We start from the raw sequence: 13,771 nt of genomic DNA on the forward strand, positions 1-13,771 counted from the left end.
GGCTCGCTGCCGCTCGTTGGTCACTTGGACAAGTCGCCCATCGGATCGCTGGGGGATTGGACGAAGTGGTGCCGGTCATCACATTGGAATACTCGAGACTGGAGGTACTCACCAACTCAACGAGGAGGTTGGAGTGACAGGACAATCACCCTTGACCGTGCAAACAGCCCCCGGCCAAGCACCACCGGGCCACGCCGCACCCACACAGGCATCGGCTCTCGTCGGGCATCCGATGACGATGTACCTGCTGCGGAGATTCGGATACATCCTCATATCCCTGTTCGTCCTGGTCACGATCTCTTTCCTGCTCGTACAACTGATACCCGGTGACCCGGCCCGAGCCTCGGCGGGGGAAGCCGCTCCCCCCGAAGCAGTGGAGGCCAGAAGGGTCGAGCTCGGCCTCAACAAACCTCTGATTATCCAATACCTGGCGTTCTGGAGAGGTCTCTTCTCCGGGGACCTCGGAGACTCGATCAGCCTGCGCATTCCAGTCATCGATGTCATCACCGGGAGGGCACCGGCAACACTGGAGCTCGCCTTCATCGCCGTGGCGATAGCGCTGGTCGTGGCAGTGTGTCTCGGGCTCATGTTCGGTGCCCTCACTCGTTCCGGCAAACGGCACGGCACCGAGATCGGATTCACCTCCGTCACCGCGGTCGTCGCCGTGATTCCAGAGTTCCTGGCCGGTATCATTCTCGTCTATCTCTTCGCTGTGAGCTTCGATCTTCTGCCTGTGGCCGGGCGGACCGGTCCCGCTTCCTATGTACTGCCGGTCATCGCACTGGCGATCGGGCCTACAGCGGCGCTGACCAGGATCGTTCGAGCTGAGAGCCTGACAGTTCTGCGACAGGACTACATCCGCACCGCGCGCTCGAAGCGAATGTCATCGATCCGTCTGTACGGCAAACATGTGCTGCCCAATTTGCTGACCTCGACCCTGACGATCTCCGGTCTGCTCCTGGGTGGAATGATCGCCGGGACTGTGTTGGTCGAAAGCATCTTCGCCTGGCCGGGGCTCGGTGGAGTCATCGTCGATTCCATACAGGGCAAGGACTATCCGCTCATCCAGGCGATCGTCATCTTCTACGGTCTCGTCGTTCTGCTCATCAACCTAGTCGTCGATATCGCTCTGATTCTGCTTGATCCCCGAACCACATTGGATGCAGCATGACTACTTCCCGCAGACTTATCGCTTCCCTGCGCACACCATTGGGAATGCTCGCCCTCCTGGCGTGCGCGGCGCTCTTGTTCCTCGTCGTCCTGGGACCTGTGATCTGGGGGACCTCAGCCGCCGCCACCGACACCTCCAAAATCGCCACCGGCGCGAGTCCGGAGCATCCGTTCGGCACCGACGGCAGCGGCCGCGATATCCTCCTGCGCACGCTCGTCGCCGCCCGCCTTTCCGTGACGATGGCGCTGGCAGCCACAGCAGTCGGCGTCAGCGTCGGAATCGTCGTCGGACTGCTGCCATTCATCCTCGGCGGCCGATTCGGTCAGTGGATTGTCGCGGGCATCAATATTGGTGTGGCCTTCCCCGGGCTTCTGCTGGCCATCTCCTTTTCGGTGATTCTTGGTCAAAGCGGGCTCGCCGCTACCCTGGCGATCGCCATTGCCATGGTCCCCTCATATGGTCGGCTCACCCACAACCTTGGAGCCTCGGTGTGGGGCCGTGATTTCATCTCTGCGGCCCATGTTCTCGGTGTGCCGGTCTGGAAGACGGTGCTGCGTCATGTCCTGCCCAATGTCCGAGACCCGCTCATAGTCAATGCCGCGGTCACCTCGGGCAATGCACTGGTCTCGTTCGCCGGTCTGTCGTTTCTGGGCCTCGGCATACAGGTGCCTCACTACGACTGGGGGCGGATGCTCAGCGAGGGCATGAGCCGGATCTTCGTGAACCCCGCGGCAGCTCTGGTTCCGGGAATAGCAATCATTCTTGCGGGACTCACCTTCGTGCTCCTCGGCGAGGTGCTGGGCGCCGCGCTGGGCACCGGAACCCGCGGTTCGGTCATCGCCAAGTTCCGCCGACGTCAGAAGGCCCGGGAGGCAGTTCTCGAATCTCCCGCCTCCTCCACCCTCTCTCTGTCAGAGGACGCGGTGTACTCCGTGCGCAATCTGCGAGTCAGCGCATCTGGGCATCATGGAGAACCGAACGACCTCGTCAAAGGTGTGTCCTTTGACATCGGCCGGGGCGAGATCGTTGGCATCGTCGGCGAATCCGGTTCCGGCAAGAGCCTGACGCTCATGTCGCTGGCAGGGCTCATCGAGTCCCCACTGTATGTGAGTGCCGATTCCGCTCACTTCGACGGACAGGACCTCACAATCAGGGCCGATGGACACCCCGCACGTTTGGACCGCCATTTCGGTGAGAAGCTGGCCATGGTTTTCCAGGACCCCATGGCGTCACTCAATCCTGCCCTCCATGTCGGTGGTCAGGTCGCCGAAACTGGTCTCCTGCACTTGGGGCTGAGCCGCGCCCAGGCCCGTGATCGCGCGATCGAGCGCCTGGAAGATGTCCGCATCCCCGACGCCCGCCGTCGTTACGGGCAGTATCCGCACGAGTTCTCCGGCGGAATGCGTCAGCGCGCAATGATCGCTGCCGGACTCATGGGTTCTCCTTCCCTCATCCTTGCCGATGAGCCAACCACTGCTCTCGATGTCACGGTTCAAGCGGAGATTCTCACCCTCCTGCGTCAGATCAATGCAGATGTGGGGACATCGATCGTCTTTGTCTCCCACGACATCGCCGTCGTCACGTCGCTGTGTACACGTGTTCTCGTGATGTACCGGGGCCATCTGGTGGAGAACATTTCCGCAGAAGCTCTGCGTGCAGGTCACGCAGAGCACCCTTACACCCGGGCTCTGCTGGCAACGGTTCCCACCATGTCGACACCCCGTGATGTGCCGCTGCCGTCGATCCCCGATGGCACGGACTTCCTCGCCGAGGCGGATCAGCAGGAACCGTCCGATGCGGAATGTGCCCCCGGCCCGGAGGTCTCGTCGACAACCAATTCAGTGTCGGGGACCCCCGCGGCATCTGCACCCATCTTCGAGGAGGAGTCACGATGACCCGAGCACTGAGTTTCGATTCCGTGAGTATCAGTTACGGTCGCGGGGTAAACACATTCACAGCCGTCGATTCGGTCAGTCTGCGCCTAGTTCCCGGGGAGATCCTCGGGCTCGTCGGGGAATCAGGATCTGGCAAATCAACCCTGGCCAGAGCCGCTGTCGGCCTGACTGAACCAGCGGCAGGACACATCCGCCTCGGAGACACTGTGATCTCAAACGCCACGGGAACGGCGGTGAAGGAACGCAGACGCATTCAGATGGTCTTCCAGGATCCCCAATCCTGCTTCGATCCTCGCCGGACGATTGGCGAGTCCCTCGACGAGGCAATCGTCGCGGCTCATCGCAGAGAGAACGAACCTCGCCCCTCAACACGGTCGCGTGCCGCCCGTGTGAGCGAACTTCTCGACTCCGTGTCACTACCGGCCGACCGCGCCGCCAGTATGCCGGCTGAGCTCTCGGGTGGTCAGCGGCAGCGGGTGGCAGTGGCTCGGTCCATCGCAGCCAAACCCGAAGTCATCCTGGCTGACGAGATCACCTCGGCTCTCGACGTTTCGGTCCAGGGAACGGTACTCAATCTGCTGCGAGAACTGCAACAGGAGCTCGGGTTCTCACTGCTTTTCATCAGCCACAACTTGGCGGTCGTTCGGGCAATCTGCGAACGAGTCGCGGTGATGAGAGGGGGACGACTGGTGGAAGTGGGCGAAACCCTCGACATCATGGAGTCTCCGAAGCAGGAATATACGCGCGAACTCATCGCCGCCGTCCCCTCATTGTGAGCGACGTCCTCCCCTCCTCCTAAGCAGCATCGGGAGACAGCACCGCGCCCGGTGCCCCAGGACATTAGGGCCAGGGGCACCCAGCGTCCGCGACGGACAGGTCAGGCAGAAGGAGTGTGCGTCCTCACCCATTCGATGACTCGCTGGTTGTAGTCTCGGCGGTGCGTCACAGGTCCGTTGAGAATGAACACATGCGAGCTCTGCGGGTAGACGACGAGCCTGGTCTCAACTCCATTCCCACGGATCCTCGAATACCACAGCTCCGCTTGGTCGACGGGGCAGCGCTGATCCTCCTGACCGTGGAGAATGAGTGTGGGCATAGCGACCTGGTCCACGTGATGGATGGGCGAGAGATGGTCGAAGGCCTGCGACCCGAACTCAACCTCGCACAGGTGCGGTCCCATATCGCTGGTGGCTGCGAACATGTCCAGATCGCAGATGAGCCCTCCAGGAACGGCCGCAGTGAAGCGTTCAGGATGCTTCGATGTCAGCCAACAGGTCATGTAACCGCCGTAGCTGTATCCGGTGACGGCAACCCGATCCGAGTCGACGAGGCCCTCTTCGATCAAGGAGTCGAGCGGTTCGAGGAAGTCCTTCTCATCGGCCTCGCCCCATGCGCCTCGGGTAGCTTTGAGGAACCGGGAACCGTAGCCATCGGAGGCCCTTGGATTGAGAGTGAGGATGTTCCAGCCCTCCGCTGCCAGCACCTGATGGTAGATATGTGCGATGTCTGCGACTCCGGTCCAGGCATTGTGCGGGCCACCATGAATGTCGAGCAGCGTGGGCGCTGGGCCTTCCGTCGACTCGGCACGCAACAGCCATCCGTGGACTTCGAAGCCATCGGAGATGGAGAATCTCAAACTCCTCGGCCGGATGAAAGCGGCGTCGGGAATGTCCTCGTCCCAGAAATGCGTCAGCTCGCGCACCTCACCCGATTCGACGTCGAGCGCCATGATCTCACCCGGTCGATCAGCATCAGACACTCGCATCACGGCAATGGTGCCAACCACATCGAGGCCGCTGATCACCGCGGTCGCAGAAATTGGGTGGTGGAGAACCTCCGCTCCCCCGCCAGCGCCCCGCGGTGCGTCGAGGTCGATCGACACCAGTATGCTGCGTCCCTCTTCCCGCACGCAGAAATAGAGACGAGCGTCCTCACCGAAGACTGGAGCACCCCCGGGGTATCCGGACCCTCCGCCCATCACCCCGAGATCAAGGTCATCGGTGAGCACTGTGATCCTTGAAGTGTCCAGATCAAGTCGGGTCAGCCTGGGCAATTCGATACCCGGAACCATCTGACCGATCGCAATCACGGCGGTGCTCTCGGGTGTCCACACCAGTGGCCCACTCAGGCCGTTCGCGGCCCAGGGGAATCGCAGGCTTCTGGTCACAGCATCGGTGTCGACGAGGCCGATCTCCTGCGCCGGCACTCGAGCTGAGGCGGTGGCGCGGGTGCGCACGAATGCCAGCATGCGTCCATCCGGTGACCACTTCGGGTCAGTGCTGTTGCCATCGGTGAGGATGTCCGTGCTGTCTCCACCGCCGACTGGAATGAGCCGGATTCGGCTGCGTGCCGTTCCGATCCATCCCAGACCATCGATCTTATGAGCAGGTTCGCCATCAACCACCAGCGCAGCCCGAGGCTCCGTTGGTTCCTCGTCGACAAGGCAGGACAGCGCTATCGTGGTCCCGTCCGGAGAGAACACAGGGGTGCCGAGCGCCGCTAGTCCAGTGGTGTGAATGGTGACCTCACCGCCGCTTACCGGGACCAGGCAGAGATCCGAGCTGCCGGCGTTCGCTCTGAGGAATGCGACCATCGTCCCATCCGGAGACAGTGCGGGCGCGGTGTCATTGTGCCCGGATGTCAACGACCGGGCAGGTCCCACGCTGGTCAGGGGCAAGACGCGCAGTTCCGATACGCTTGGCCCTTCCACCGGGTGCCGTGCTGCGACGATGAGCACGCCATCGCCTCCGAGCAGGATTCGCGCGGACTGCGGATCGGTGATCCGGTTGAGAGTATCGAGGTCGGGGGCTTTCATGGCAGAGGCACCTCCTGCAGACGCGTCCGGTATCTCTCGACCTTCGCCCTATCGACCTCTATACCCATGCCCGGCCCGAGGGGCACATCGACGATACCGTCGTGCATTCTGATCGTAGTGGTCGTGATGTCTTCGGCGAAGAAGCGGTCCGAGCCGGAGATATCACCCGGCAGAGTGAACCCGTCGAGGGCGGCGAGCGCAGCATTCGCGGCGCGTCCCAGTCCGGTCTCCAGCATGCCACCGCACCACACTGCGATGCCGTTGGCCACGGCGAGATCGTGGATCTTGCGGGCGGCGAGATATCCGCCTACACGGCCGGGTTTGATGTTGATGATATCGACAGCACCGAAGGCGATGGCATCCGCTGCAGCTTCCGGGGAGTCAATGGATTCATCGAGGCAGATGGGTGTGCGAAGAGTTGATCTCAGCAAGGAGTGCTGCCTCAGATCTGCTTCACCCAAGGGCTGCTCGATGAGGAGGAGTCCGTAATCATCGAGTTTGGCCAATGTGGTGGCATCGGCCAGTGTGTATGCGGCATTAGCATCAACCTGGAAAAGGAGATCATCGCCGAACTCCTTTCGCACAGCCGCCACCGGAGCGATATCGGCGCCCGGCTGAATCTTCAGTTTAATCCGTGCATAGCCTTCGTCGACGTATCTGCCGATCACCCGCACGGTTTCAACGGTGGACTCCTGGATGCCGACAGAGACGCCGGACGGAACCGTAGTCCGCACAGCTCCGAGATAATCGTGGAACGATCGATCCTGCGATCTCAAAGCGGCGTCGAGGATCGCCATCTCCATCGAGGCCTTCGCCATGGGCTGACCGATGACATGGGACAACAGGCTCGACACTCGTTCTGGGTTGAGGTCTTCTCTCTCGGCGAGCACCGGTGCCAGCCAACGCATGACCACCTCGGCGGCGCCGTCAAGGTGCTCTGCGGAATAGAAGGGTCGGTCCAGGGCCACGTTCTCGCCCCACCCTGTGACGGAGCGTCCATCCTCGGTCTCGACCTGCGCTTCGATGAGGAAGCAACGTTTATGGGTTTGGGTCATAAAGGAGGTGGTGAACGGTGAGACCAAGGGCAGCTCAAGGTCGTGGATACGCAGAGTTCTCAGTTTCATAAGGGTCCTCTCTCAATATTGGTGAGCGGTTGATGGTCACGGGCGGCGCAGCACATACTGACCGTGGTGGGGACTGTGGCGGGAGAATCCGACGACTCGCCAGTTGTTGCCGAGCAGATCGGTGAAGGCGTCCCGGGTGACCAGGCGCCACGCATGTGCCCGAACCGGGTCTTCCTGCCGCAGTGCCTCGATGTCCCACGGAACGGCGATACTCACGGCGTGGACTCCGACTGTGGGCGGAACGTAGAGAGACGGTGTCCCTCCCCTGTCCCTGATCGCCGAGGTGATGCCTGCGTCAGTCTCAAACATCGGCGCGGTGGGATCGCAGGTGAGGTCCCAGAGGATGAGCATTCGGTCCGAGAGTTCTCCGGCGTTGATCGAGTCCGTCATCTGGCCGTAGAAATTCTGGAGGTATTCGACTGGGATCGCTCCGAGGCGTCCGATATTGAAGTAGGCGTTGCGACACACCAAAGGGTCATAGGTCCAGGTCATCTCCACGATTCCCTTCTCCAGACACCACGCTCGCTGCCGCAGCTTGATCGCATGCCCGAACCCACGTCCTGCAGAGCCTGGGAGAAAGCCGACGATGTGGGAGTGGAACGGAGATCTGGCCGGACCGCAGAAACCCACGGCGGCTCCGACCGCCTCGGCACCGAGGCGGGCCAGGAACACCGGGTTGCCGGCATGCGACATGGCGGTAAGCGCCGAATGGTCGATGATCGGTGCTCCCGGTGTCTTCCAAATCCGGGAAAAGATCTCCACGACCGTTCGCAGATCCTGAGGATCGCGGACCTCCTGGATATCGAGGCCAAGCTCCGCGCATCGCGCATCTGCCATGAATTCGGCCTCGAGCACGACGGACCGTGGAGGAGCCAGACGATTCATACTGTGTCCTTTCACCGTAGGAAACTTTGCTCCCAGCATTTCGTGTGCACGTGGCCGCGCACATCGGCGGATCGGAGCAGGGTTCGTGTCTGCGATTGTCGGGAACGACAAAACCGCCTCGTCGCCTACTCCAGACGCCGAGGGCCCTGTCGACTTGGACGAAACAGGTATCGCATCTTTGTCCTGAACTCCGAAGCCGACCCCCGGTGCCTTTGAGGAAGATGAGGATATGATCCTCGACACAGTGATCGGACGACTCGAAGATGAGCTGGGCATCACTTCTTTTGTCCATGCCCGCGACCTTGATCAGGTCCACGGCTCGCATGAAGGCTCCGGAGTCGGAGCCAGAGAAGCAGAGCCCGTAGTCACCGCCAGCGTGTTCAAGCTCCCGGTGCTCGTAGAAGCCTGCATCCGAATGAGCACTGGCAGCATCCCGGGCGATTATCGGATCAGCCTGAATCCGGACGATTTTCCTGTGCAGGGTGGGACCGGACTGGCGGTCTTCACCGATTCGGTGTCCGTGTCCTTCCGAGACCTCTGCCTGTCGATGATGACCGTCTCGGACAATCGCGCCACCGATGTCGTCATGAACATCCTCGGCCGCACCTCCATCAATGCACGGATGCGAGAGCTTGGACTGACGTCCACCGTGCTCGAAGGAGACTGCCAATATCTCTTCGACACAGCGGCTGCCGATCTGGCATCCCTGGAGCCTCCGGTGGCCTACGATGCAGAAGGTGCCAGCGAGGCATGGTCGGAGACTCGAACCCTAGATCCGGATCGAACGAACCGTTCAACTCCAGCCGAGACGACGGCGCTGCTCGCCGCGCTGTGGAACGAGGTGGGCATACCCGCTGCCGCCTGCACGGAGGCCAGGCGGATCCTGGGGCTGCAGGTGTGGCCACATCGTCTGCGACGGGGATTCGGCGACGAGGTGTCCGTGAGCGGAAAGACCGGAACCCTGCCTTTCATCCGCAATGAGTCCGGGGTCGTCGAGTTCCCGGAAGGCGACAGATATGCCGTGGCTGTCTTCCTACGCACCCCTTCGTCCCTGTCGATCAATCCCAGATTCGATGACGCCATCGCCGACCTCGCTGCTGCTGCAGTTACTGATCTTCGCTCGGTTCGAAAACTCACTCAATGAAGAGGACATCATGAAGAAACGCTTGCTCGCCGCCGTTGCCGGACTCTGCGCACTCACCCTCACCGCCTGCGGTGGAGGTGGTGGAAGCGGAGCCTCAAACGGTGAAGGAGACCCCGTCATCGACGGCACTCTCAAGGTTGCCGTCAATGAGGATCCTGGCAATCTGTTCCGACACGTCAATACCTCGGCGACTCTCAGCTATGTCTATCCCTGGGCCTACGAATCCCCCGTCTACTTCGACGATGATGGCGAGCCCCAGGGGTGGCTGGCGGAGAGGTGGGAAGAGACTCCGACGTCGCTGAGCTTCACCATTCGCGAGGGAATCACTTGCGAGGACGGGTCACAATTGACGGCCGAGACCGTGGCGAACAATTACCGGTGGATCCTCGATCCCAAGAACTCATCCAGCTTCAAGGGCCTCGTCGTCCCGGCCGATGCGACTGTAAAAGAGGACGAGGACGCACGGACCGTGACCGTCACGACGAAATCTCCCAATTCCTTCCTGCTGCCCCAGATGGGAATCCAACCGATCTACTGTCAAAGTGCCTTGGATGATCCGAAGAGTGTGGAGACCGCCACGAACGGCACCGGCATGTACTCGCTCAAGCAGGCAGTTCCCGGAGATCACTACACCTTCGAACGTCGAGATGATTACAACTGGGGTCCCGAAGGTTCTCCGACAGGAAAGACACCCGGCGTGCCCAAAGAAGTCGAGATCAGCATCGTCGACAATCCGAGTACTCGCGCCAACCAGCTCATGTCCGGCGAACTGAATATCGCCGCGGTGCAGGGTCCCGATGAGGAACGTGTGGCCTCCACCCTCCAACCGTTCTACCAAGACGACCTCATCACGGGCGGATTCGCCTACAGTCAAGCCAAGAGTGCGCCGACAGCCGATGAGAACGTGCGCATCGCCCTCACCGAGGCTCTCGACCTCGACGCGCTCATGCAGGTCCAAACGGCAGGCCAGGGCAAACGCGCCGAACGACTGGCAGTGCTCAAACCGACGATCTGCACCTATGATGCGGCAACCACTAATCTGCCGAAGTCCGATATCGCCGATGCTGAATCACGACTCGATGCGGCCGGCTGGAAGAAGGGGTCAGACGGCAAGCGCAGCAAGGACGGGAAGCCGCTGACTCTCGATTTCGGATGGTACACGCGTTGGCCCGAAACCTCGTCGACAGCCGAACTCATGGCCGAGCAATGGTCGAAGATCGGCGTCGGAGTGAAGCACCACGGTACGGATGCAGGCGCCTTCCTCGAGAAGATCAATTCGCCCGGCGCCGCCGAGGATTTTGATGTGATCTGGTTGGCCTCGAACTACTCGGTGCCCAATGTGCTCGCGACCTTCGTCTCCGGTCAAACACCGCCCAAAGGATCCAACTACGCCAGCATCTCCAACCCACAATTCGACAAAGAAGTGAAGGAAGCATCGAAACTCAGTGGCAAGGAGGCCTGCGGCAGCTGGGAGAAGGCAGAGGCCTCGATGTACCAGTCTGCGGATTATGTTCCCTTTGCCGTGCGACCGGATATCACCTTCGGCCAAGGCGTGAAGAACTCACTGGGCCAAGGCTGGACTAACGTCAACGGCATCACCTTGGTCGAATGAGACGACGCTCGACACAACAGCAATATGATGGCAATGCAAAGGAGCACCACATGACAGCCCGACTCGATCCACAGATCTTCGATCCCACCCGGTGGGAGGGAATCCTCGCCGATGTCGCTCGCAGGCACCAGGTGCCGGGGATCGTGGCAGGCGTTCTGCACGTCGATCCCACCAGCGATACGGAGCAGCGGTTCGTCGCAGCCGCCGGGGTCTCGAACCTGCGGACGGGCGTAGAGACCGATCGGTCCACGCTGTGTCAGATCGGATCGATCACCAAACTGCTGACGTCGACGATGATCATGCAGCTCGTGGACGAGGGGAAGCTGACCCTCTCCACCTCGGTCTCTGAGATCCTCCCCGACCTGAGATTGGCCGACCTAGATCCCGCCGAACTCACCGTTGCTCATCTGCTCACGCACACCTCGGGCATCGACGGCGACCTCTTCACCGACACTGGCCGCGGAGACGACTGCGTGGAGAAATACATCGCCACACTGTCCGAGGCGAAGTCCCTGTTCAGCCCGGGCGACGGATTCTCCTACTGCAATTCCGGCTTTGTCATCGCCGGCCGCATCATCGAGGTCATCGACGAGGTCACGTGGGATCAAGCCTTGGACATCAGGATCTGTCAGCGGTTGGGCATTGAGCATATGTTCACCCTGGCCGAAGACATTATCTCCCACCGACATCAGCATGGACATGTCGTGGTGCCGGGCACCCGAGCTTGGGCTCCTGCACCGGTCTCACAGATCACTCGATCCATGGGTCCCGCCGGACTTGTCACTTGCAGCGCAGACGATCTGCTCAGTTTCGGTGCCGCAATCCTGCGTTCGGGACAGACGAGTACTGGGGTGCCGATCCTCAGCGAAGCCTCCGCTTCGCTCATGGCCGAGCCCCAGCACACTCTCATCGATCAAGCCGCCAGCACCGCACCTCAGTGGGGGCTGGGGTGGATGCTTGATGAGTGGGAGGGTCAGAAGCTCCAGTGGCATGGCGGTACGACCATCGGCAACAACGCCTGGTTCCAGGTCCTGCCGGAGGCCGGTCTCGTGTTCGTCGTCTTCTGCAACGGCGGAGTCGCACCGCACGCCGCGCCCGAAGTCTACGGAGCTTTCGCCCGCACCTTCGCAGGGATCGATGCTCCGCCGGCCCACCACCCCCGATCGATCCCGGACACATTCACGATTCCCGAGGTCCACCTCGGCGAATATGCCGATGCCAGCACGACTCTCACAGTTATGAAAACCGAAGACGGTATCTACCAGGCACGAATCGGCAGCTCACTCGGCGAAGGTAATGACAACCCACCGCAGACGATGAATCTGTATCCTTCCGAGTCCGACACATTTGTTCTGGGTCGGCCCGATGGCCTCAGTGCATGGTCACCCTTGGCCTTTGCCGACGTCGGTGGCCGAGAGGTCGCCTATGTAGGCATCCGCTGCCTGCCACGTGCCGAAATCGCTATGCCAGTAAACGGAACATCAGCGAAGTCAGCCGCACAACAAGTCACGGAGGCCGGCGTATGACACCGACAATCATCTTCACCGGCGGACGGTACATCGACCCCGCCAGCAAGGTCGATGAGATCACCGATGTGCTCATCAAGGACGGTCGCATCGCCGAGCTGGGGTCTGGTCTGCATCATGTTGATGCCGAGGTCGTCGATGCCACCGGTCTCATCATCGGCCCGGGCTTCATCGATCTCCACTCCCACGTGAATTCCATTGCCGGGCAGCGCCTGCAGGCCATGGACGGTGTGACGACTGCACTCGAGCTCGAGGCCGGTTTGCTCCCCGTGGAACGCGCCTATACTCAAGCCGCGAAGGAGGGGCGCCCGCTGCACTATGGGTTCTCCGCATCGTGGGGTATGGCGCGAGCTGCCGTGCTGTCCAATCTGCACTTCGACGCGGATCTAGTCAGCGGCCTGTCCATGCTCGCTGATCCTCATTGGCAAGCCGACTCAAGTCCCGCTCAACTCACTCAGTGGCTGGGACTTCTGGAGACGGAACTGGAGGCCGGGGCTCTGGGCATCGGGATTCTGCAGGGGTACGCTCCCCGCACCGATCCACGCGAGTATCTCGCAGTGAACGAACTGGCGGCCAGGGCCGGGACACCGACGTTCACCCACGTGCGGGAGATCACCGAATCGGACCCGACGACTCCATTCGACGGTACCGAGGAGGCTGCCAGAGCTGCAATGGAGTTCGGCGGTCAGGTGCACCACTGCCACGTCAACAGCACCTCACGCCGACACATCGATCGAGTACTGTCCACCATCGACCGTGCACAGGAAGGCGGGGCGAAGTTCAGCGTCGAGGCCTATCCATACGGGGCCGGCAGCACCGGGATCGGAGCGGCCTTTCTGGCGCCGGAGAGGCTGCCAGCCTGGGAGCTGACGCCCAGCAACATCATTCTGGTCACCACGGGAGAGCGAATCCGCGATGAAGCTCATCTCCGTCATGTTCGAGAGGCGGATCCGGGAGCCGCATGCATCGTCGAATACCTCGATGAAGACAACGATGCAGATCGGGGCCTGCTGGCGAAGTCACTGGCGTTTCCCGATAGCATCGTCGCTTCCGATGCAATGCATGTGACTTGGCCCGATGGTTCCACGGACACCCGTCAGTGGCCGTTGCCTCCCGGCGGCCGGACCCATCCGCGCACGGCGGGCACGTATGCTCGGTCGTTGCGAATGATGGTCATCGATCATGAGGCGTGGACGTGGATTGAAGCCTTTAGACGCTGCAGCCTACTTCCGGCTCAGGTGCTCGAAGGGATCGTTCCCGCGATGCGCAGGAAGGGTCGAATCGGAATTGGGGATGATGCCGATGTCGTCGTCATTGACCCGGCAACGCTGCGTGATCAGGCCACGTATATCGACAGCACCCGCCCGTCGAAGGGCATCACTCATCTGCTGGTCGACGGCCAGTTCCTGGTCCGTGATTCCCAGCTCGTGCTCGATTCATACTCAGGACAAGGATTGCGCGCCAAAATTTGATGATCATCTTCGCCCTGCCCAGCTGGCGAGATCACCGAAACCACGGATTATATCTAGAATCACAACCACCGAGCGATCCAACCTAGGCTGACGACAAGCGGATTCCACTGACTGGCCGCGTCAACGA

General features: G+C 61.3%; 10 protein-coding genes. 7 read left to right on the forward strand and 3 right to left on the reverse strand.

The annotated features are described in order from the left end of the window. Window positions 1-157 precede the first annotated feature (157 nt). From JTF07_RS12515 to JTF07_RS12525, 3 genes are read left to right on the forward strand one after another with little or no spacing between them, the layout of a single operon-like run. Window positions 158-1,171 (forward strand): ABC transporter permease, encoded by a 1,014-nt coding sequence (locus JTF07_RS12515; RefSeq protein ID WP_353843964.1) that lies wholly within the window; start codon window positions 158-160, stop codon window positions 1,169-1,171. Further along, complete coding sequence (locus JTF07_RS12520; RefSeq protein ID WP_204234583.1) at window positions 1,168-3,066, forward strand: dipeptide/oligopeptide/nickel ABC transporter permease/ATP-binding protein; 1,899 nt, start codon at window positions 1,168-1,170, stop codon at window positions 3,064-3,066. Before JTF07_RS12515 ends, JTF07_RS12520 begins: the two co-directional genes overlap by 4 nt. Beyond that, window positions 3,063-3,842, forward strand: coding sequence for an ABC transporter ATP-binding protein (locus tag JTF07_RS12525; protein WP_204234584.1), 780 nt, complete (start codon window positions 3,063-3,065; stop codon window positions 3,840-3,842). Before JTF07_RS12520 ends, JTF07_RS12525 begins: the two co-directional genes overlap by 4 nt. Window positions 3,843-3,943: 101 nt before the next feature. Here JTF07_RS12525 and JTF07_RS12530 read toward each other — a convergent pair whose 3' ends face one another. Genes JTF07_RS12530 through JTF07_RS12540 form a run of 3 tightly spaced genes read right to left on the reverse strand, consistent with a single transcriptional unit; the run spans window position 3,944 to window position 7,890 of the window. After that, window positions 3,944-5,881 carry a S9 family peptidase gene (locus tag JTF07_RS12530; protein ID WP_204234585.1) on the reverse strand — a complete coding sequence of 646 codons (1,938 nt, stop codon included), beginning with the start codon at window positions 5,879-5,881 and terminating at the stop codon, window positions 3,944-3,946. After that, window positions 5,878-7,005 carry an o-succinylbenzoate synthase gene (menC, locus tag JTF07_RS12535; RefSeq protein ID WP_204234586.1) on the reverse strand — a complete coding sequence of 376 codons (1,128 nt, stop codon included), beginning with the start codon at window positions 7,003-7,005 and terminating at the stop codon, window positions 5,878-5,880. Before menC ends, JTF07_RS12530 begins: the two co-directional genes overlap by 4 nt. A 36-nt stretch (window positions 7,006-7,041) precedes the next feature. Beyond that, a complete protein-coding gene (locus JTF07_RS12540) occupies window positions 7,042-7,890 on the reverse strand; it encodes a hypothetical protein (RefSeq protein WP_204234587.1) in 849 nt (282 codons plus the stop codon). A 229-nt stretch (window positions 7,891-8,119) separates the two neighbouring features. On the opposite strand from JTF07_RS12540, the gene JTF07_RS12545 reads away from it, so the two are divergent. Genes JTF07_RS12545 through JTF07_RS12560 form a run of 4 tightly spaced genes read left to right on the forward strand, consistent with a single transcriptional unit; the run spans window position 8,120 to window position 13,644 of the window. Next, entirely contained in the window at window positions 8,120-9,034 is a 915-nt protein-coding gene (locus tag JTF07_RS12545; RefSeq protein WP_204234588.1) for a serine hydrolase, read from the forward strand. Between the two features lie 10 nt (window positions 9,035-9,044). Continuing rightward, window positions 9,045-10,646, forward strand: a complete 1,602-nt coding sequence (locus JTF07_RS12550) for an ABC transporter substrate-binding protein (protein WP_204234589.1) — start codon at window positions 9,045-9,047, stop codon at window positions 10,644-10,646. Between the two features lie 50 nt (window positions 10,647-10,696). After that, window positions 10,697-12,172: a serine hydrolase domain-containing protein gene (locus JTF07_RS12555; RefSeq protein ID WP_204234590.1), complete on the forward strand. Its 1,476-nt coding sequence runs from the start codon at window positions 10,697-10,699 to the stop codon at window positions 12,170-12,172. Continuing rightward, complete coding sequence (locus JTF07_RS12560) at window positions 12,169-13,644, forward strand: amidohydrolase family protein (RefSeq protein ID WP_204234591.1); 1,476 nt, start codon at window positions 12,169-12,171, stop codon at window positions 13,642-13,644. The genes JTF07_RS12555 and JTF07_RS12560 overlap by 4 nt, the downstream gene beginning before the upstream one ends. Window positions 13,645-13,771 lie beyond the last annotated feature (127 nt).

Origin of the sequence: Brevibacterium sp. RIT 803 (assembly GCF_016892625.1) — a bacterium.
In the GTDB taxonomy this organism is placed as follows: Bacteria; Actinomycetota; Actinomycetes; order Actinomycetales; family Brevibacteriaceae; genus Brevibacterium.